Below are 20,205 nucleotides of genomic sequence, written 5' to 3'. Positions count from 1 at the left end.
ATTGCTAGCTCGAAAGCATGCGATCGATCCAGCCGAGGAAACCGCCCTCCGCCTTGATGGGCTCCAGCGCCAGCGCGTCGACCTTCGCGGCGCGTTCGCTGCGCGCGCGTGGCGGCAGATAGCGATTGGTCGGCTTGTAGCCGAGTTCAGGCATCAGCGCGACGCCACCGCGCTCCTCGACCAGTTGCGAGATCGCCGAGGCCGGATCGCCGAGATCGCCGAAATGCCGGGCGCTGGTCGGGCAGGCGGCGACGCAGGCCGGCACGCGGTCCTCCGCCGCCAGATTGTCGTTGTAGATGCGGTCGACGCAGAGCGTGCACTTCTTCATCACGCCGACATCGCTGTCGAACTCGCGCGCGCCATAGGGGCATGCCCAACTGCACAATTTGCAGCCGATGCACTTGCTCTCATCGACCAGCACGATGCCGTCCGATGCGCGCTTGTAGGAAGCGCCGGTCGGGCAGACGGTGACGCAGGCGGGCGTCTCGCAATGCAGGCAGGAGCGCGGGAAGTTGACTGTCCGGCCGCCCAGTTCCGTCGTGTGCTCGTAAGCGTGCACACGGTTGAACCAGACGCCGTCGACATGCCCGCCATAGGGGTCGATGTCGGTCAGCGGCGCCATATGGCCGCCGGTGTTCCACTCCTTGCAGGCGGTGACGCAGGCCTGGCAGCCGACGCAGGTGTCGAGGTCGATGACGAGGCCGAGCTTCTTCTCGGTCCGGGCGGGAAGGCAGGTCATTCGGTGGCTTCCCTCTTTGCATGAAACTCCGCGCCAAAGCGCAGCACCTCGGGCGGAGCTGGAAAATGCGGCGGCTGCCTGAAACGCTCGAACTGCGGCTCGGTGAAACCGGCTTCTTGGGGAGCGCATTTCACGATACGCATGCGCACGTCGAACCATGCTGCCTGTCCGGTGACCGGATCGGAGTTGGAATAGCGCTTGCCGTTGGCGTCGGCCGATGTCTGGTCGCCGATGATGTGGTTGAGCAGGAAGCCGCGATTGCTCTCCGCCGCGTCGTCTTTCAGGCCCCAGCTGCCGCGCCGCTTGCCGATCGCGTTCCAGGTCCACACCGTGTCCGGGTTCACGCCGTCGATCAGCTTGATCTGCCCCTTAACCCGGCCGTTGATGCTCTCGATCCACACCCAGTCGTCGTCAGCAAGGCCAAGCTTGGCGGCGGTCTGGTGATGCACGAACAACCGGTTCTGGCTGGTGATCTGCCTGAGCCAGGCATTCTGCGAGCCCCAGGAATGGTACATATGCATCGGCCGCTGGGTCAGCGCGTGCAGCGGATATCTTTCGAGATCGACGGCGTCGTCCTCGAAGGGCGCGTACCAGAACGGCAAGGGGTCCATATAGGCTTCGATGCGGCTCCGCTCGGCCTCCGGCGGTCGCACCTTGCCGTGGCCGCGCGCGGCGAGCCGAAAACGCTGCATCGGTTCGGAATAAAGCTGGAAGAAGATCGGTTCGGCATTCGGGACAAAACCCATCTCGACGGCGAAATCGAGATAGGAGCGATTGCCCATCTTGTAGTAGCGCTGGTCGGCCGCGAAATCGTGGTGCCAGAAGCCGCCATTGTCGATGTAGCGCTGCAGCTGGTCCGGATTGACGTCGCCTCTGCCGGTCGATCCACCATTCTTGCCGCGCCAGCCGGCCAGCGGGCCGATGCCGGGCGAGCGCTCGTGGTTGACGATATAGTCGGCATAGTCGCGGTATTTCGCCGAGCCGTCCGTGTCGACGAAGCAGGGCAGGCCGAGCCGCGCGCCGAGCTCGATCAGCACCGACTGGAACGGCCGCACGTCGCGGTCCGGCTGGACGACAGGATGGCGGATGGCGTCGCCTGGGCCGTCGGCATGGCTGATCGGCCGGTCGAGCAGGCTGATGCAGTCGTGACGCTCCAGATAGGTGGTGTCGGGCAGCACCAGGTCGGCGAAGGCCACCGTCTCGGAATAATAGGCGTCGGAATAGATTATGAAGGGGATCTTGTAGGCGCCCGACGCATCCTTGTCGGTCAGCATGCGGATCGTCTCGACCGTGTTCATCGAGGAGTTCCATGCCATGTTCGACATGTACATCATCAGCGTGTCGATCGGATAAGGATCGCCGGCCCAGGCGTTGCGGATGACCGTGTGCATCAGGCCGTGCGCGGCGAGGGGCGCTTCCCAGGAATAGGCCTTGTCGATGCGCAGCGGCGTACCGGCCTCGTCGACGAGCAGATCGTCCGGGCCGCAAACGAAGCCCAGCGGCATGCCGTCCAGAGGCGTCATCGGCTGAACATTCCTGCCGGCCGGCTTCGGTCCGGGGGGCGCCTGGCGAGGGTAGGGCGGCTTGAAGCGGAAGCCGCCGGGAACGTCCACGGTGCCGAGCAGCACTTGCAAGAGATGGATGGCGCGGCAGGTGTGGAAACCGTTGGAATGGGCCGAGATGCCGCGCATCGCATGCATCGAGACCGGCCGGCCCTTGATCGTCTCGTGCCGGCGGCCCGCCCAATCGGTCCAGGCGACCGGCAGCTCGATCGTCTGTTCGAAGGCGACATGCGCCAGTTCCGCGGCGATGCGGCGGATGGTGGCGGCGTCGACGCCGCAGCGCTTGGCGACGGCATCCGGCGAATAGCTTTCGTCCAGGTAGCGCTCGGCAATGAGCTGGAACACCGGCACGCAGCGCCGGCCGCCGACATAATAGCTGCCCGTCAGCGCCGGCTTCGCTTGCGGGTCGGCCGCCTTGACCGGCGTATTCGCCACCCTGTCCCATGCCAGCGGATTGCCGTCGATGTCGCGCACAAACAACCCGTCATCGGCAGCGCCCGGCTCCTGCACGACCAGCACCGGCGCGTTGGTGTAGCGCAGGAGATAGTCGAGATCGACGCGGCCGGCCTTGAGCAATTCGTGGACCAGCGCCAGCACGAACAGCCCGTCGGTGCCTGGCCGGATGCCGATCCAGTCGTCGGCGATCGCGTTGTAACCGGTACGGCAAGGATTGATCGAAAGAACCTTGGCGCCGCGCGCCTTGAGCTTGCCCAGCCCGATCTTGATCGGGTTGGAATCATGGTCCTCGGCAACGCCGAACAGCATGAAGTATTTCGTATTGTCCCAGTCGGGCTCGCCGAACTCCCAGAACGAGCCGCCGATCGTGTAGAGCCCGCCGGCTGCCATGTTGACCGAGCAGAAGCCGCCATGCGCGGCGAAGTTGGGCGTGCCGAATTTCGAAGCCCACCAGCCGGTCAGCGACTGCGACTGATCGCGCCCGGTGAAGAAGGCGAGTTTTTTGGGATCGCCATGGCGTATCGCCGAAAGCCGTTCCGTGGCGATGGTCAGCGCCTCTTCCCACTCGATCTCGCGGAACTCGCCCGAGCCGCGCGGGCCCGTGCGCAGCAATGGCTTACGCAGCCGGGCCGGGCTGTAATGCTGCATGATGCCGGAGCTGCCCTTGCCGCAGATCACGCCCCGGTTCACCGGATGGTCTTTGTTGCCGTTGATGTAGCGGACCTTGCCGTCCTTGATGTGGACGTCGATCCCGCAGCGGCAGGCGCACATATAGCAGGTGGTCTTGGCGATGCGGTCGGAGACATGGGGCGAGGTTTCGACGCCGTCGCCTTCATGCGGCGCCCGGCTGTCAGCCAATGGCCGCTGCGAGGGTGCGGAATTGGCGCCGCGCGGCGCGGCTTTGCTCATGATTGGCGAACGCTCTTGCCGTTTGCCAGCTTGGCCTTCGTCTTCGGACCTGGACCGCGCATATAGTGCAGTTCGGGATGATAGCGCTCGCCGGCGAACTGCCGCTTCAGGCGACGGTTCCAATGCGCGAACAGGGATTTGAAGCGCCCGATCATTTCAAACCTTGGCGGCAAGGCAGCCAAATTTTTCCAACTTCCGGCAAAAACTTAGAACGAAGCAATTGATGCGTCTAACAAGCTGCTCTTGTAATTCCGATCGATTTTGCTTCTTAGTTGTCGTATGACACTCGATCAGTTGCGCATCTTCGTCGCGGTCGCCGAGCTCGGCCACATGACCAAGGCCGCCGAACGCCTCGGCATTTCGCAGTCCGCCGCTTCGGCCGCCATCCGCGCGCTCGAAAGCCAGCACGGCGTGCGGCTGTTCAACCGCGTCGGCCGCAACATCGAACTGGCGCAGACCGGCCACCGCTTCCTGCCTGAGGCGAAGGCGGTGCTGGACCGCGCGGCGGCGGCGCGCGGCATGCTGGAGGATGTCTCGCAGACCGTCACCGGCAGCCTGTCGATCGCGGCCAGCCAGACCATCGCCAGCTACTGGCTGCCGCGCCGCCTGGCATCGTTCCACGAGGCTTATCCGGCGGTACGGCTCAGCGTCACCATCGGCAACACCCGCCAGGTTGAGACCAATGTGCTGGACGGCCGGGCCGATTTCGGGCTGGTCGAGGGGCGCACCGAATCCGATCTCCTGCGCCGCGCCAGGGTCGACGAGGATCGCATGATGCTGGTGGTGGCCAAAGCGCATCCCGAGATCCCGCATACGCGGGACGGTCACCTCGACATCGGCGCCTTGCGCTGGATCATCCGCGAGGGCGGTTCGGGCACGCGCGAGGCGCTGGAGGATTTCGCGCGTAAAGAGGGTGTGCCCCCGGCGGAGCTGCAGATATTCCTGGTGCTGCCCAGCAACGAAGCTGTGCGTCAGGCGGTGGAGGCCGGCGCCGGCGCCACCATCATTTCGGAGCTCGTCGTCGCGCGCTCCCTGACGGAAGGCAGCTTGCGGTCCGTTCCGGTCGACTTGCCGAAGCGCGACTTCGCCATGATCACGCACCGCGACCGCCAGGCGAGCCTGGCGCAGATGGCGCTGAAGGCGCATCTGGTGGAGAAGGCGGGCTGACCTCAGAGGGCAGCCGGACTATGTTGTTGGAACACTGATCATCGCAAACGTTCGCGATTAGCCGAGGCCTCCGACCTTCGTCATCCACGGGCGGAGCGACGCGAAGCGGAGCGCAGACCCGAGGATCCATTCCGTGACCTTGGCCGTAGAATGCAGCGGAGCAGAATTCTGCATCGCAGCAGCGCTCGGACGTCACGGCATGGATCCTCGGGTCTGCGCGCGTCGCTTCGCTCCTTGCTCCGCCCGTGGATGACGAAGTAACGGGCGTTTCGGCCAATCTCCTGGGCATACCGCCTACTGCTGGATGCGCTCACTCCCAGCTAACTTGCGCTCACGCGAACTTGCGCCGCGCGTCGAGCGCAAGGCCAAGGCCGACCGAGCCGAACATGTCGCCTTCGATGACCGAGGCCTGGGGCACCAGCGAAAGGATTTCGCGCTTCGCCAGCGGGATGGCGGTCGAGCCGCCGGTGAGGAACACCGCGGTGATGGCGGAGGCATCGATGCCCGCGTCGGCGATCGTCTGCCGCACCGTCGCTGTCACCCGGTCGATGTCGCCATGGATCGTCTCCTCCAGCCCGGCGCGCGTGATCTCGGCGGCGAAGCGGGCGCCGGGCAGCGACACTTTCACATCGGCCGAGGCCTGGTCGGTCAGCGCGATCTTGGCCCTTTCGACAAGTCCCGCCATCGCATGTCCGTAGCGATGCTCGACGACATGGATGAAGCGGTCGACAAGGTCGGCCCGCTCGGCCTCGTAGCGGATTTGCCTCAGGTCCGTCATCGCCTTGGCGGTGTAGACAAGATTGATGCGCTGCCAGGTCGCGAGGTCGATGAAATACGCGGCCGGCAGGTTGCGCTTGTGATCCTTGGTCCGCGTCAGATAGCCGAGTTCGGGCATGACATGGGCAATGCTAAGCAGCCGGTCGAAGTCGGTACCGCCGATATGGATGCCGCGATTGGCGAGGATGTCGGCCTTGCGGTCGCTCGAGCGGGCGCGCTCCGGCGAGACGCGCACGATCGAGAAGTCGGACGTGCCGCCGCCCATGTCGACGATCAGCGCCAGCTCCTCTTGGGCAACATTCTGCTCGTAATCGAGCGCCGCCGCGATCGGCTCGAACTGGAAGGCGATGTGCTTGAAGCCTTGCGCATGGGCGGCCTTCTCCAATTCGCCCTGCGCCTTGGCATCGGCGGCCGCGTCGTCGTCGACGAACTGCACCGGACGCCCGAGCACGACGTTCTCCACCGGAGTGCCGGCGTCTTCCTCGAGCCGCTTCTTCAGATGGCCGACGAACATGCCGACAATGTCGATGAAGCCGATCTGGCGCGCCTTGATGCGCGTCTTCTCGTGTGCGAGCGAACTGCCGAGCACGCTCTTCAGCGACCGCATCAGCCGGCCTTCGATGGCGTCGGTGTAGTCGGCAATTGCGCGCCGGCCGAAATAGGTGTGGCCATCCTCGAAGTTGAAGAACACGGCGCTCGGCAAGGTCGGTTGCTCGCCTTCCAGCGCCACCAGTCGCGCGCGCTCGTTGCGGATCACGCCCACCGTGGAATTGGACGTGCCGAAATCGATGCCGCCGAATGCTGTCTGCATCGCAGCCTCCTATGATTGCTTCGTGGCGGCAGGGCAAACGCATGGCGCGCCGTGATCCGGATGGCCGGAACGTTCTGCCGAATTGATTGTCTGCTAGGCCCTGAGGTTGGGAGGCGGCGATTTATCGCAAAACCGGGAAAAGGGGAACCCCAATTTTTCCCAGCAGCATCAATCCTTGCGGAAGATGAGCCGTCCAAGCCAGCCCGTCAGCATGGCGAGCGATATGGCGAACACGCCATAGAGGAAGGAATAATCATGCGCGACGCGGAAGATCGACTGCTCGAAGCCGGATTTGCGAATTTCGAGCTGCGCCGAGCTTTCCTTGATGAAAAGGCCGCTCTTGAACAGGAAGGCGCGGGCCTTGTGGGTTCCTACGGGCACGTTCGGCGCCAGCCGCACGGTCGCGCGGAACAGGTTCTGCGACAGGAACTGCACGCCGCCGACATTCTCGCTGTAGAGCCCGGTCGCCGCCTTGCGGTCGCGCAGTGCCGCGGTGAATTCCTCGATGGTCGCCGGGGCGTCGGCTTCGTCGACGGGTTTCATGTAGAGGTTCTGGGCGCCGAGCGAGAGCTGTTTGTATTTGGCCGGTTCGGCGATGTCCTGCAGCGGCCGTGTGGTTGCGACCGAATAGGAGACCGGCACGTTCTCGAAGGTCTCCGACTCCAGGTTGATCCAGACGCCGAGCACCCGGTCCTTGCGCCGCACGACGACCGGGCGCGGCGGGCCTTCTAGCACGACGATGACGTCGTAGCGTCCCTGGCGCGCCACCAGCGGGTCGGGGTTTTCCAGCGATCCGAAAATGGTCAGGTCGGCGCCGGAGAAACCGGCCGTGATCGAAATGGCGTCGGTCGACAGGCCGATCTGGATGCTCTCCACGGGCGGCGTCTGCGCTGTCGCCGGGGAAAGGGCAAGGAGCATCGACAGCGATAGGGCGGCCGCAAATGCTTGTCGTGCCGCCATCAGTTGAGGCCCGCGGCGGTCAGCGAATAGCGATTGGGCGGCGTCACGAAGAGATCGATGGCAAGGCGGATGGCGACGGCCAGCACCAGCATCGCCAGCAGCGCCCGCAGCTGTTCGCCGCGCAGCCTCTGGCCGGCCTTGGCGCCGTATTGCGCGCCGGCGACGCCGCCGGCCATCAACAGGAAGGCGAGGATCACGTCGACCGTCTGGTTGGTCGTGGCGTGCACCAGCGTCGTATAGGCCGAGGTGAAGATGATCTGGAACAGCGAGGTTCCGATAACGACATTGGTCGGCACTTTGAGCAGATAGATCAGCGCCGGCACCATGATGAAGCCGCCGCCGACGCCCATGATCGACGACAGGAAGCCGATGCCGGCACCCAGGCCGAGCACCGGGATGACACTGACGAACAGCTTCGAGGCTCGAAAACGCATCTTGAACGGCAGCCGGTGGATCCAGTTGTGCTGGCCGGATTTCTTCAGGACGGGTGCGGCGCCGCTACGCGAGGCGCGCAGCGCATTGATGCTCTCGACCAGCATCAACCCCCCGACGGTGCCGAGCAGCACGACGTAGAGCAGCGAGATGAAGAGATCGAGCTGGCCGACCCGGCGCAACACCGCGAACACATAGATGCCGGCGGTCGAGCCGACGATGCCGCCGGCCAGCAGCACGCCGCCCAGCTTGAAGTCGAGCGTGCCGCGCTTGAAGTGCGACAGCGCGCCCGAGAAGGAGGAGGCGATGACCTGGTTGGCGCCGGTGGCGACCGCGATCGCCGGCGGAATGTTGTAGAAGATCAACAGCGGCGTGATTAGGAAGCCGCCGCCGACCCCGAACATACCCGACAGGAAACCCACCGCCGCGCCCATCGCCAGCAGCACGAAGACATTGACGGAAATTTCCGCGATCGGGAGATAGATGCCCACCCGTCTGTCTCGATCAGTTTGCGTATCGGCGCATGCCGCCGTCCCCAGCAGTGTCGCACCGAAAAGCCAATTTTTTCTTGCGTCGATGCGGCGGCGGTTCAGAGCCCGCCGCCGCGTCGAAACAAAAACCATCTCAATCAGTTAACAGGCAAATGTGTGGCAGGGCGTCGTGGATGCGACGCGCCTGCCGTTATTTCTTCGCCAACAGCGCCTTGACGAGCGGCGCGTCGATCTCGCCGGTCGGCTTCATCTTGTTGTCGGTCTGGAAGGCCATGATGGCGGTCTTGGTCTTGCCGCCCATCACACCGTCGGCGCCGCCGGCATCGTAGCCGTTCTTGTTGAGGATCAGCTGGATGTTCTTGATCGCCTTCTTCATGTCGATGCTGGCGGTGGTCTGCGGCGCGCTGTCCTGCCAGGATTCCGGCACGTCCGCCGAGTTGGCGGCGGCGTTGAGCGGCTTGGCCTTCCACAACTCGGTCGCGGCGCGCGCCCGCTCGAGCTGCTCGGGCCGCAGCGCATTGGCGATCTCGTCGCGCTTGGCGGCGGCGTCCTTGTCGCCGGTCTTGGCGACCAGCGCGAACCACTTGTAGGACTCTTCCAGGTTCTGCTTCATGCCGACGCCCTTGGCGGCCATGATGCCGAGATTGAACTGGCTGTCCTTGACGCCGAGATCGGCGGCTTCCTGGAACCAGCGCGTGGCGGACTCATTGTCGGTCACGCCGTCCGCCGCCATGGCAAACAGCACCGCCAGATTGTGCATGGCGCTGGCGTTGCCCTGCTCGGCGGCGAGCTGGTAGTAGTTCTTGGCCTTCTTGATGTCGCGCGCGACGCCGATGCCCTTCTCGTAGAAATTGCCGATGCGGTATTCGGCCGGCGCGAAGCCGAGCTCGGCCGACTGCTCATACCATTTGGCCGCCGCCTTCATGTCTTCCTTGACGCCGCGCGATTCCGCGTAGCGCGAGCCGATCTCGAACAGCGCCTTGGCGTCGCCGCCGGCGGCAGCGTCGCGCAGCGCGATCGGGCCGATTTCGGAAGGAATGTCGATCTTGGCTCCAGCGGCGGTCGCGGCCTGGTTGTCCGCCGGCGGTACCGTGCCGGTGGTCTCGGCGCCCGTGCCTGCCGGCGTGGCGGCTGCCGCGGGAGTTACTGCTGCCGGTTCCTTGGCGATCGGCTGGGCGTCGCCATCCATATCGGTCGCGGTCGCTGCCATGGGTTCGGACGCCGTCGCCGAGGCCATCGGCGCTGGTGCCGGCTCTGAAGGGGCCGCAAGCGCCACCGGCGCGGACGCCGGTGCAGCGGGCGCCATGGTGGCCGGTGCCTCGGGAATTGACGGTTCAGCCGCGGCCTGTGGTGGCGCGCTATCCTTGCTGGGTTCAGCCTGGCGAACCACGCGCGCCGGTGCGCTGTCCGGCTGGGCGGCATCCGCGTCCATCTTCGGCGCGCTGTTGGCGTTGAGCGAGGCGGTTTCGACCGCCGGCGTGGAGATGACCGGCGCCTCGTCATTGCTGGCGACAGGCGCCGGATCGGCCAGGAACGCCTTGCCGAGCTGCAGGCCGGCCAGCGCCATCATGATCGCCGCGGCGGCCATCAGGATCGGTTTGCGGCGGGCCTTGAGCAGGTCGCCTATTCGGAGCGCCTTCACCGGCCCCTTCATCGTCGATTGCCGCTTCAGCGCATCGGCTTCGGCGGCCGCGGCCTGCGCGGCGCGGCGCGCTGCTGCGATGAAGTCGGACTTTGCGGCGTCGGTCTCGGGGCGCTTGGCCGGCTGGCCGCCGCGCTCGTCGCGCACGCGCTTCATGATGGCGTTGAGGTCCGGCGCGCCCGATCCCGGCTCCAGCGGCCTATTGGCCGCCTTGGGGTCGAGCGGCTCGTCGATGTCGACGCTTGGAATGTCTGCCGACGGCGCCGAGCCGGCAAGCGCTGGCGTCTCGGCGTCCTTCTTGCCCTTGAAGGCCCGGGTCAGCCCGGAAAACATCGATTTCCTGCGGCCCTTGTCGCCCTTCTCGGCGATCGCATCGGGTCCGAGCGCCGCCATGGCGGCCGCCGCCGCGGCCTCGGCCGGCGTGCGCGGCTGGACGGGTTCGTCGCGCATGATGGCGGCGGCGCGACCTTCCAGGTCGGCCATGTCTCCGCTGAGCGGCAGCGGCTGGTCGATGTCCATCGACGGCGCGTCCTGCACCGCGATCTTGCGGCCGCCGCGCATGCCGGCCGGCGCCGGATCCACCAGTTCGCTGACCGCTTCGCTGGTTTCGCTTGTTTCCAGCGAACCCAGCCGGTCGACGATCTTGAGCAGCGTGTCGTGGATCGCTTCGAAGGTCCGCGAATTGCGCTCGTCGGAGCGGCGGGTGAGCGCTTCGAGCGTCTTCAGGTCCTGGGCGAGGCTGGCGACGGCGGTCGCGTTCGACTGGTCCGTGTCGGAGCTAGACCCGGCCAGCGACTTGACCGCGCTCTCGGCCGCCTCGCGCGCTACGGTCAGGATGGAATCGCGCGTGCCGGCCAGCGACTTCTCTATCTCGTTGAGGCGCGGGCTGATGTCCTCGAAGTCCGGCAGCGGCGTGCTCGGCTTGGAAAGATGTTCCGACAGGCCGGCGACCTGGGCTTCCAGGCTGCGGATCAGCGCCGGGTCGATGCCGGCGACCTGCCGCGCCGACGTCTCCAATCGGCTGGAAATGTCCTCGAGCCGGCTTTCCAGGCCGCGGATCGCCATTTCGTTGGCGGGATCGGGCGTGCGCGTCTCGATGCGCTTGGCCAAAGCCGTGAAGCGGGCGTCGATCGCTTCCATGATGCCGGCGCTGTCGTCCTGCCGCATGCGCTGGTCGAGCCGGTCGGCGACTTCGTCCAGACGCTTTTCGAGATCGCGGAACAGCATGTTACCCTGTTCGATCGCGTCGCCCTGGCGGCGCTCGAACAGCATCGACAGCGCGTCGAAGCGTTGCTCAAGGCCATGGAAAATCTGGTCGGCGTCCGGCATCGCCGGCGCGCGGTCCATCTTGTCGGTGATCGAGGCGATCTGCTTGCCCAGCCGCTCCATCGCCTGTTCCGGCAGGTGGGCGCGGCCGGCGAGCTCGTCGACACGGCTAGAGAGAAGGTTGAGGCGGTCGATGACCTCGGCGCCGGGCCGTGCCTGCGCGACCTCCTCGATCTGCACCGCCAGCGAGGCGATGCGCTTCTCGATCCGGCCGAAGCTCTCGGGGTCGAAGGCATTGGCCTGCGCGGCCACCGTCGAGGCGACGATGGCGCGCGAAATCTCGTCCAGCCGCTCGTCGATCATGGCGAGTGTCTCGCCGCCGCGCGCGGTCTGCTGACCGGCGAAACGGTCGACCGCGCCGGCCAGCGTGCGCACCTTCTCTTCCAGCGAGCGCAGCGATAACGATTCCGGCAGGTTGTTGACGGCATTGCCGATCTGTTCGAGCCGGTCCGTCAGCACCGAAAGTCCAGGGCCTTCGGCGCGCTGGCGCTGGTCGGCGTCGACGCGGTCCTCGAAGGCGCTCCAGCGGCGGTCGAAATCGTCCCAGCGGCGGTCGACCTTCTGCAGGCTCTCCTCGCGCGCCAACGTGTCGAGCGCGCCCTTCACCTGCTCCAGCTCGAGCCGCAGCAGGTTTACGCTGCGGTCGTCGCTCTTTTCGGCAAGCGTCTGGATGGCGCCGGAGAGGCGCTCGAATTCGAGGCCGAGCTCGGCGCTGCTCTTGTCCGGCAGGGCGCCCGGGACGGCGCCGCGCTGGCTGTTGGCCTGCATGGCGCGGTCGATATCCTGGCGGAACGTTTCGAATTCGCGCTGCAGCCCGGCGGTCATCTGGTGGCGCAGTTCCTCGCGCAACCCGCGCAGTTCGACGGCGATCTTGCCGACCATGGCGACGCTGTCTTCCTGGCCGCGCACGCGGTCGATGTCGCGGGCGATCGCCTGGTAGTTCTGGCCGAAGGCGGAAGCGGCGGGCGCCGGGCTCTGCGGCGCGCGGCTTTGCGGCACTGGATTCGGCTGGGCCGGATTTTGCGGCCGTTGCGCGGCGTAAGGGTCCTCATACCAGCGCGGCTGGGCGTAAGGCTGCGCCGCGGCATAGCGCGGTTCGACAGCCGGCCGCCGCGGATCGGGGCGCTCGGGCATGTCGGCGCGCGTCTGGTCCAGCCGCTGCTCCAGCGTTTCCAGCGAGCGGTTCAGTTCTTCGAGCGAGGCATGCGGCCGACGCTGCCGGCCGGCGTTGAGTGTATCGAGATAGGACCGCTTGCTGTTCATCGATGCGCCCGTGTTCTGAATGGCCGGCCGATGGCCGGTTTCCCAGTAGCCTGCCGGGAACGAAGCGGAGCGAGCGGTTTTGCCGCGGAGGAAGACGAGCTTCCAGGGTTTTCACCCGCGCTTCGAAAAACCGTGAAAAATTCGCTACAGGATAACCACGGGTGACCGACATGCGCACAATTCGCCCAACGTGGTAAACAAGGCGTTAACCAAGCTTAAGAAGTCGCGCATAAATCGTGAACCGCCTGACACCCCGGGCAACCGGGTGCGGCATAAAGCTCCGTTTCGACAACGCCCTTGCGTCACCCTGCGGCTCTCGGTATAGGATTGACGTAAACGTAAAAGGTGCGAAGCCGTGCCTTTTGTGATTGACTTGTTGCAACCACGATTGGAAGCACGCCCCCGCTTCCACTCAAGCGACGCTTGGTCTTCGACCGCGACGCCACCAGGGGAAAGCCAGTGACCATGAAACTTGTTTCGCCCGGCGAAGCCGCGGCCAATACCAATAGCATTCCGGCCGAGGCCGGCGAGGAACTCGCCCGCATCGGCGAAATGGCCAAGAAGTACGGCGTGACCCTGCGCACGCTGCGTTTTTATGAAGACAAGGGCCTGCTCAATCCGCAGCGCGACGGCTCGACCCGTCTCTACACGCGCCGTGACAAGGCTCGGCTGAAGCTGATCCTGCTCGGCCGCAAGGTCGGTTTCTCGCTGCGCGACGTCAAGCAGATGATGGACCTCTACGATCCGAGCGGCTCCAACACCAAGCAGTTGCGGCTCGCGCTCGACAAGTCGGAGAAGCAGCTTGCCCGCCTGCAGAAGCAGCGGGCGCTGATCGACGACGCCATCAATGAGCTCAGCACCTCGATGACGGCGGTCCGCCAGATGCTGAGCGAGCGCAGCGCGCAACCGCAGGCAAGCGCCGCCGGCTGATCGCGCCGCCATCGAGGACGGCCCCGGAAATGAAAGCCGCGTGGCAGTAGCCGCGCGGCTTTTTTGTCGCCACTATCCGGCCGCGCGCCAAATTTTTTCTGCCTGCGACCTTGTTGACGTTTACGCAAACGTCAATATTTGTTATCGGGGCATCGGAGATTGGCCCGGCCCCCTTCAGGAGTGGATGGGAACTTGCTGGCCGGCCGAGACAAAAAAGGGTGGAGGAAGCCATGACGGTCTACAGGGCGCCGGTCCAGGATACGCTCTTCGTTCTCAACGACGTGCTGGGCTACCAGCGCTATTCGAATCTTCCGGGTTTCTCCGACGCCACGCCCGACGTGCTCGAGGCGATCCTCGCCGAAGGCGCCAAGTTCGCCGAGAACGTCATGCATCCGCTGAACCGCGTTGGCGACATGGAAGGCTGCGTGCGCCATGACGACGGCTCGGTGACGACCCCGAAGGGCTTCAAGGACGCCTATGACCAGTATCGCGAAGGCGGCTGGATGGGGCTTGCCGCGCCTGCCGAGTTCGGCGGCCAGGGCCTGCCTTACGCCGTCCACACCGCGGTCTCCGAATATATGATCTCCGCCAACATGGCTCTGATGATGTATCCGGGCCTGACGCAAGGCGCGATTGCGGCCATCGTCACCCATGGCAGCGACGAGCAGAAGACAACCTGGCTGCCCAGGATGATCGACGGCATCTGGACCGGCACCATGAACCTGACCGAGCCGCATTGCGGCACCGATCTCGGCCTGCTGCGCACCAAGGCCGTTCCCAACGGCAACGGCACCTACAGGATTTCCGGCCAGAAGATCTTCATCTCGGCCGGCGAGCACGACATGTCGGACAACATCGTCCATCTGGTGCTCGCCCGCGCCGAGGGCGCGCCGGAAGGCGTCAAGGGCATCTCACTGTTCATCGTGCCGAAGTTCAAGCTCGACGCTTCCGGCAATCCCGGCGAGAAGAACACGCTCTCCTGCGGCTCGATCGAGGAGAAGATGGGCATTCACGGCAACTCGACCTGCGTCATGAATTATGACGAGGCCGAGGGCACGCTGCTCGGCGAGTTGAACGGCGGCCTCAAGGCCATGTTCACTATGATGAACGAGGCTCGCCTGGGCGTCGGCCTGCAGGGGCTCTCGGTGTCCGAGATCGCCTACCAGAACGCCGTCTCCTACGCCAAGGACCGGCTCCAGGGCCGTTCGCTGTCGGGTGCCAAGGCACCGGACAAGAAAGCCGATCCGATCATCGTCCATCCCGACATCCGCCGCTCGCTGATGACCATGAAGGCCTTCAACGAGGCCGGCCGCGCGCTGGCGCTGTGGACGGCCATCAAGTCGGACGTCGCGCACCGCTCGGGCGACGACAAGGACCGCCAGGCGGCCGACGACTACACCGGTCTGATGACGCCGGTGGTCAAGGGCGTGCTGACCGACAAGGGCTTCGACCACGCCGTGATGGCGCAGCAGGTGTTCGGCGGCCACGGCTATATCGAAGAGCACGGCATGAGCCAGTTCGTGCGCGATGCCCGCATCGCCATGATCTATGAGGGCGCCAACGGCATCCAGGCGCTTGATCTCGTCGGCCGCAAGCTGGCGCAGAATGGCGGCCGCGCCGTTCAGGCCTTCTTCAAGGAGGTCGGTGAATTCTGCGAGGAAAACCGCGCCGACGACAAGATGGCGCCCTTCACCAAGGCGCTGAAGAAAGGCCTCAATGACCTGCAGGCGGCCACCATGTGGCTGCTGCAGAACGCCATGGCCAAGCCCGACAATGGCGGTGCGGCCTCGACCGACTACATGCATCTCTTCGGCCTGGTCGCGCTGGGTTACATGTGGGCGCAGATGGCCAAATCCGCTGAAGCCAAGCTTGCGGAAGGCGCCAACGGCTCGGCGTCCTTCTACGACACCAAGCTGACGACGGCGCGCTTCTTCATGGAGCGCATCATGCCGGAGACCGCGATCCGGCTTGCCCGCATTTCCAGTGGCGCGGACACGCTAATGGCACTGCCGGCGGAAGCGTTCTAGGTTTGGCGGGCCGGCAGCACCGGCCCACACTTGTCGGAACGCGGAGGAAATCGTGGCGACAAATCCAGCCGAAATTCTTGGCCTGCCGAAGCCCGCCTGGGCGGCGGACGAGGTCGGCATGCTCTACGACATGGCGCAGCGCTTCATGTCGGAAGAGATCGCACCGCGCTACGACGAGTTCGAGAAGAACGAGATGGTCGACCGCGAGAGCTGGCTGAAGGCGGGCGCCGCCGGCCTGCTCTGCGCCTCCATGCCGGAGAAATACGGCGGCTCCGGCGGCAGCTTCGCGCATGAGAGCGCCATCATCGAGGCGATCGGCCATGTCGGTGTCGACGGTTTCGGCATCGGCCTGCACAATTCGATCGTCGCGCCCTACATCCTGCATTACGGCTCCGAGGAGCAGAAGCAGAAGTGGCTGCCGAAGCTGGCGACCGGCGAACTAATCGGCGCCATCGCCATGACCGAGCCCGGCGCCGGCTCCGATCTGCAAGGCGTCAAGACCCGCGCCGAGAAGGACGGCAACCAGTACAAGATCAACGGCTCCAAGACCTTCATCACCAACGGCCAGCTCGCCAACTTCATCATCGTCGTCACCAAGACCGATCCCGAAAAGGGCGCCAAGGGCACCTCGCTGATCGTCGTCGAGACCGACGAGGTCGAAGGCTTTCAGCGCGGCCGCAACCTCGACAAGATAGGGCTGAAGGCCAACGATACGTCGGAGCTGTTCTTCAACGACGTGCGCGTGCCGACGTCGAACCTGCTCGGCCATGAAGAGGGCAAGGGCTTCGTCCAACTGATGCAGCAATTGCCGCAGGAGCGGCTGCAGATCGGCACCGGCGCCATTGCCATGATCGAAAGGGCGCTGGCCTTGACCATCGACTACGTCAAGGAGCGCAAGGCCTTCGGCAAGGCCGTCATCGATTTCCAGAACACCCAGTTCAAGCTGGCCGAGCTGAAGACCGAAGCCACCATCGGCCGCGTCTTCTACAATGACTGCGTCGCCCGCCACATCGACGGCGGCCTCGATCCGGTCACCGCTTCGATGGCCAAATACTGGCTGAGCGACCTACAGGGCAAAGTCGTCGACGAATGCCTTCAATTGCATGGCGGCTATGGCTACATGAATGAATATCCGATCGCCCGCATGTATCGCGACGCTCGCGTCCAGCGCATCTATGGCGGCACCAACGAAATCATGAAATTGCTGATCGGGCGCTCTCTCTAAGCGCGACGGCCGGCAAAGCCAAGGAGCACGAAAATGGCTGAAGCTTACGTCTATGACGCCGTGCGCACGCCGCGCGGCAAGGGCAAGAAGGACGGATCGCTGCACGAAGTGCCGGCGGTGCGGCTCGCCGCCAGGACACTGGAGGCGCTGCGCGACCGCAACGGCCTCGACACCGGCACTGTCGACGACATCATCTTCGGCTGCGTCGATCCGGTCGGCGAGGCGGGCTCGGTCATTCCGCGCGCGGCCGCCTTCGAGGCCGGCTACGACACCAAGGCGCCCGGCATGCAGATCTCGCGCTTCTGTGCCTCCGGCCTCGACGCCATCAATTTCGGCGCCGCCAAGATCGCGCAGGGCGCCGACGACATCGTCATCGCCGGCGGCGTCGAATCCATGTCGCGCGTCGGCATGGGCATGTCGGGCGGCGCCTGGTTCATGGATCCCTCCGTCGGCCTGCCCGGCTGGTTCGTGCCGCAGGGCATCTCGGCCGACCTGATCGCCACGAAATACGGCTTTTCCCGTGACGACGTCGACGCCTATGCGGTCGAGAGCCAGAAGCGCGCCGCCAAATCCTGGGCCGATGGCCGCTTCAAGAATTCGGTCATCCCGATCAAGGACCAGAACGGGCTGACGATCCTCGACCATGACGAGCACATGCGGCCTTCGACCGACATGCAGTCGCTGGCTTCGCTCAACCCGTCCTTCGTCATGCCGGGCGAGATGGGCGGCTTCGACGCGGTTGCCGTGCAGAAGCACCCGGAAGTCGAGGAGGTCAACCACGTCCACCATGCCGGCAACTCGTCGGGCATCGTCGACGGCGCCGCCGCCGTTCTGCTTGGCTCGAAGAAGGCCGGCAAGGCCATGGGGCTGAAGCCGCGCGCGCGCATTCGTTCCTTCGCCAATATCGGCTCCGAGCCGGTGCTGATGCTGACCGGTCCGGTCGATGTCACCGAAAAGCTGTTGAAGCGCGCCAAGATGAAGCTGTCGGACATCGATTTGTTCGAGCTCAACGAGGCGTTCGCCTCCGTCGTGCTGCGCTACATGCAGGCTTTCGAGATCCCGCACGACAAGATCAACGTCAATGGCGGCGCAATCGCCATGGGCCATCCGCTGGGCGCCACCGGCGCGATGATCTTCGGCACGGTGCTCGACGAACTCGAGCGCCGCGACCTGAACACCGCGTTGGTCACGCTCTGCATCGGCGCCGGCATGGGCACCGCCACCATCATCGAACGCGTCTGACGGGGAGAGAAAAGATGAGCTACACCAATTTCACCCTCGACACCGACGCCGACGGCATCGCGCTGATCACATGGGACATGCCGGAGCGTTCGATGAACGTCTTCACCGAAGAGGCGATGCGCGAGCTCAACGCCATCGTCGATCAGGTCGTGGCCGACGCCGCCATCAAGGGCGCGGTCATCACCTCCGGCAAGGACACCTTCTCGGGCGGCGCCGACATCACCATGCTGCAAAAGATGCTGGCCGCCTTCGCCGCTGAGAACGGCAAGGATCCGGACAAGGCGATCAAGACGCTGTTCGACAATGCCGGCGCCATGAACGGCCTGTTCCGCAAGATCGAGACGTGCGGCAAGCCGTGGGTCTCCGCCATCAACGGCACCTGCATGGGCGGTGCTTTCGAGATGTCGCTCGCCTGCCATGGCCGCGTCGCCGCCGACAGCGACAAGGTGAAGATGGCGCTTCCCGAGGTGAAGATCGGCATCTTCCCGGGCGCCGGCGGCACCCAGCGCGTGCCGCGCCTGACCGACCAGCAGCAGGCGCTGCAGATGCTGACCACCGGCCAGAACCTGACGCCGCAAAAGGCGAAGCAGATGGGTCTGATCCACGAGATCGCCGAGCCGACGAAGCTCGTCGAGACCGCCAAGGCGATGATCAAGAACGGCCTGAAGCCAGTCGCACCCTGGGACGAGAAGGGCTTCAAGCTGCCCGGCGGCCCGGTCTATTCGGCTGCCGGCGCCAATCTCTGGCCGCCGGCCATCGCCATCCTGCGCCGCGAGACCTACGGCAATTATCCGGCCGCTGCGGCGATCCTGAAATGCGTCTATGAAGGCCTGCTGGTGCCGTTCGACACGGCGCTGAAGATCGAACAGCGCTACTTCACCGAGATCATGCAGGGCAAGGAAGCGGCGGCGATGATCCGCTCGCTGTTCGTCTCGCTGCAGGAATTGAACAAGGGCGCCCGCCGCCCGGCCGGCGTGCCGGACACCAAGTTCAAGAAGATCGGCATCCTCGGCGGCGGCGGCTTCATGGGCGCCGGCATCGGCTATGTCACGGCACGCGCCGGCATTCCGGTCGTTCTGCTCGACCGCGACATGGCCTCGGCCGAGAAGGGCAAGGCGCATTCCGAGAGCCTGATGGCCGACCAGGTCAAGAAGGGCCGCGCCAGGCCGGAGGACAAGGACAAGCTCTTGTCGCTGATCACGCCGACGGCCGACTATGCCGATCTCGCGGGCTGCGACCTCGTCGTCGAAGCGGTGTTCGAGGATTCCGGCGTCAAGAAGGATGCGACCGAGAAGGCCGAAGCGGTGCTGAAGTCGTCGGCGATCTTCGCTTCCAACACCTCGACCATTCCGATCACGGCGCTGGCGAAGAATTCGACGCGGGCGAAGAATTTCATCGGCATCCACTTCTTCTCGCCGGTCGACAAGATGATGCTGGTCGAGATCATCCTCGGCAAGAAGACCGGCGACAAGGCTCTTGCCGTCGCCTTCGACTTCGTGCGCGCCATCAAGAAGACGCCGATCGTCGTCAACGACACGCGCGGCTTCTACGTCAACCGCTGCGTGCTGCGCTACATGTCGGAAGCCTACAAGATGTTGATCGAAGGGGTTCCGGCGCCGATGATCGAGAATGCCGCCAAGGCTGCCGGCATGCCGGTCGGCCCGCTGGCGCTGACCGACGAGACCGCGGTCGACCTTGCCCAGAAGATCATGAAGCAGACCATTCGCGATCTCGGCGAAAAGGCCGTCGATCCAAAGCAGATGGCGCTGATCAACACCATGGTCGACACGCATGGCCGCTTCGGCCGCAAGAACGGCAAGGGCTTTTACGACTATCCGGCCAAGCCCGCGAAGAAGAAGCTGTGGCCGGGCCTCAAGGACCTCTATCCGCAGCTGAACCCCGACAAGGTCGACTATGAGGAGCTGAAACAGCGCCTGCTGGTCACCATCGCGCTGGAAGCGGTGCGGGTGATGGAAGAGGGCATCGTCACCGATCCGCGCGAGGCCGATGTCGGCTCGATCCTGGCCTTCGGCTTCGCGCCCTTCACCGGTGGTGCCTTGTCCTATATCGACGGCATCGGCGCCAAGCGTTTCGTCAAGATCGCCAAGGGCCTGCAGAAGAAATACGGCGCCGAATTCAAGGCGCCGAAGCTCCTGCTCGACATGGCCGAGAAGGACGAGACCTTCTACCAGCGCTTCGACCCCTACCAGAAGGGCGAAGTGAAGCAGGCCGCCTGAAGAACCGGA

The 20,205-nt window shown here is 65.0% G+C and carries 13 protein-coding genes; 6 read left to right on the top strand and 7 right to left on the bottom strand.

Annotated elements, in window-relative coordinates; genetic code table 11:
• Nucleotides 1-4 precede the first annotated feature (4 nt).
• From FJ988_RS00900 to FJ988_RS30715, 3 genes are read right to left on the bottom strand one after another with little or no spacing between them, the layout of a single operon-like run.
• The gene (locus FJ988_RS00900; RefSeq protein WP_140814819.1) at nt 5-739 is read right to left on the bottom strand and encodes a 4Fe-4S dicluster domain-containing protein; all 735 of its coding nucleotides are present in this window, start codon (nt 737-739) and stop codon (nt 5-7) included.
• Complete coding sequence (locus FJ988_RS00895) at nt 736-3,666, bottom strand: molybdopterin oxidoreductase family protein (RefSeq protein WP_140814818.1); 2,931 nt, start codon at nt 3,664-3,666, stop codon at nt 736-738. The genes FJ988_RS00900 and FJ988_RS00895 overlap by 4 nt, the downstream gene beginning before the upstream one ends.
• Nucleotides 3,663-3,821, bottom strand: coding sequence for a hypothetical protein (locus FJ988_RS30715; RefSeq protein WP_181183385.1), 159 nt, complete (start codon nt 3,819-3,821; stop codon nt 3,663-3,665). The genes FJ988_RS00895 and FJ988_RS30715 overlap by 4 nt, the downstream gene beginning before the upstream one ends.
• A gap of 124 nt (nt 3,822-3,945) precedes the next feature.
• Here FJ988_RS30715 and FJ988_RS00890 point away from each other — a divergent pair, with 124 nt between their 5' ends.
• Complete coding sequence (locus tag FJ988_RS00890; RefSeq protein WP_140814816.1) at nt 3,946-4,833, top strand: LysR family transcriptional regulator; 888 nt, start codon at nt 3,946-3,948, stop codon at nt 4,831-4,833.
• Between the two features lie 331 nt (nt 4,834-5,164).
• Here FJ988_RS00890 and FJ988_RS00885 read toward each other — a convergent pair whose 3' ends face one another.
• The 4 genes from FJ988_RS00885 to FJ988_RS00870 all read right to left on the bottom strand — a co-directional run bounded on the left by FJ988_RS00885 (nt 5,165) and on the right by FJ988_RS00870 (nt 12,535).
• Nucleotides 5,165-6,421, bottom strand: a complete 1,257-nt coding sequence (locus tag FJ988_RS00885) for an Hsp70 family protein (RefSeq protein ID WP_140814814.1) — start codon at nt 6,419-6,421, stop codon at nt 5,165-5,167.
• 168 nt (nt 6,422-6,589) lie between these two features.
• Nucleotides 6,590-7,381 (bottom strand): TIGR02186 family protein, encoded by a 792-nt coding sequence (locus FJ988_RS00880; protein ID WP_140814813.1) that lies wholly within the window; start codon nt 7,379-7,381, stop codon nt 6,590-6,592.
• On the bottom strand, nt 7,381-8,304 hold the full coding sequence (locus FJ988_RS00875) for a sulfite exporter TauE/SafE family protein (RefSeq protein ID WP_140814811.1): 924 nt from the start codon (nt 8,302-8,304) through the stop codon (nt 7,381-7,383). The genes FJ988_RS00880 and FJ988_RS00875 overlap by 1 nt, the downstream gene beginning before the upstream one ends.
• A gap of 190 nt (nt 8,305-8,494) precedes the next feature.
• Nucleotides 8,495-12,535, bottom strand: coding sequence for an SEL1-like repeat protein (locus tag FJ988_RS00870; RefSeq protein WP_140814810.1), 4,041 nt, complete (start codon nt 12,533-12,535; stop codon nt 8,495-8,497).
• A 465-nt stretch (nt 12,536-13,000) separates the two neighbouring features.
• On the opposite strand from FJ988_RS00870, the gene FJ988_RS00865 reads away from it, so the two are divergent.
• The 5 genes from FJ988_RS00865 to FJ988_RS00845 all read left to right on the top strand — a co-directional run bounded on the left by FJ988_RS00865 (nt 13,001) and on the right by FJ988_RS00845 (nt 20,196).
• Nucleotides 13,001-13,465 carry a MerR family DNA-binding transcriptional regulator gene (locus FJ988_RS00865; protein WP_140815322.1) on the top strand — a complete coding sequence of 155 codons (465 nt, stop codon included), beginning with the start codon at nt 13,001-13,003 and terminating at the stop codon, nt 13,463-13,465.
• Between the two features lie 230 nt (nt 13,466-13,695).
• Nucleotides 13,696-15,492, top strand: coding sequence for an acyl-CoA dehydrogenase (locus FJ988_RS00860; protein ID WP_140814808.1), 1,797 nt, complete (start codon nt 13,696-13,698; stop codon nt 15,490-15,492).
• Nucleotides 15,493-15,544: 52 nt separating this feature from the next.
• Nucleotides 15,545-16,717 carry an acyl-CoA dehydrogenase family protein gene (locus FJ988_RS00855; protein ID WP_140814807.1) on the top strand — a complete coding sequence of 391 codons (1,173 nt, stop codon included), beginning with the start codon at nt 15,545-15,547 and terminating at the stop codon, nt 16,715-16,717.
• A gap of 33 nt (nt 16,718-16,750) precedes the next feature.
• On the top strand, nt 16,751-17,959 hold the full coding sequence (locus FJ988_RS00850; RefSeq protein ID WP_140814805.1) for an acetyl-CoA C-acetyltransferase: 1,209 nt from the start codon (nt 16,751-16,753) through the stop codon (nt 17,957-17,959).
• 14 nt (nt 17,960-17,973) lie between these two features.
• Entirely contained in the window at nt 17,974-20,196 is a 2,223-nt protein-coding gene (locus FJ988_RS00845; protein WP_140814804.1) for a 3-hydroxyacyl-CoA dehydrogenase NAD-binding domain-containing protein, read from the top strand.
• Nucleotides 20,197-20,205: the final 9 nt, after the last annotated feature.

Source organism: Mesorhizobium sp. CU3, from assembly GCF_006442965.1.
Classification (GTDB): domain Bacteria; phylum Pseudomonadota; class Alphaproteobacteria; order Rhizobiales; family Rhizobiaceae; genus Mesorhizobium.
This window is presented reverse-complemented; position numbering and strand designations above follow the sequence as displayed.

Coding starts and splice junctions, on each gene's coding strand:
- FJ988_RS00900 (WP_140814819.1), bottom strand. CDS start 739: ATGACCTGCCTTCCCGCCCGGACCGAGAAGAAGCTCGGCCTCGTCATC.
- FJ988_RS00895 (WP_140814818.1), bottom strand. CDS start 3,666: ATGAGCAAAGCCGCGCCGCGCGGCGCCAATTCCGCACCCTCGCAGCGG.
- FJ988_RS30715 (WP_181183385.1), bottom strand. CDS start 3,821: ATGATCGGGCGCTTCAAATCCCTGTTCGCGCATTGGAACCGTCGCCTG.
- FJ988_RS00890 (WP_140814816.1), top strand. CDS start 3,946: ATGACACTCGATCAGTTGCGCATCTTCGTCGCGGTCGCCGAGCTCGGC.
- FJ988_RS00885 (WP_140814814.1), bottom strand. CDS start 6,421: ATGCAGACAGCATTCGGCGGCATCGATTTCGGCACGTCCAATTCCACG.
- FJ988_RS00880 (WP_140814813.1), bottom strand. CDS start 7,381: ATGGCGGCACGACAAGCATTTGCGGCCGCCCTATCGCTGTCGATGCTC.
- FJ988_RS00870 (WP_140814810.1), bottom strand. CDS start 12,535: ATGAACAGCAAGCGGTCCTATCTCGATACACTCAACGCCGGCCGGCAG.
- FJ988_RS00865 (WP_140815322.1), top strand. CDS start 13,001: ATGAAACTTGTTTCGCCCGGCGAAGCCGCGGCCAATACCAATAGCATT.
- FJ988_RS00860 (WP_140814808.1), top strand. CDS start 13,696: ATGACGGTCTACAGGGCGCCGGTCCAGGATACGCTCTTCGTTCTCAAC.
- FJ988_RS00850 (WP_140814805.1), top strand. CDS start 16,751: ATGGCTGAAGCTTACGTCTATGACGCCGTGCGCACGCCGCGCGGCAAG.
- FJ988_RS00845 (WP_140814804.1), top strand. CDS start 17,974: ATGAGCTACACCAATTTCACCCTCGACACCGACGCCGACGGCATCGCG.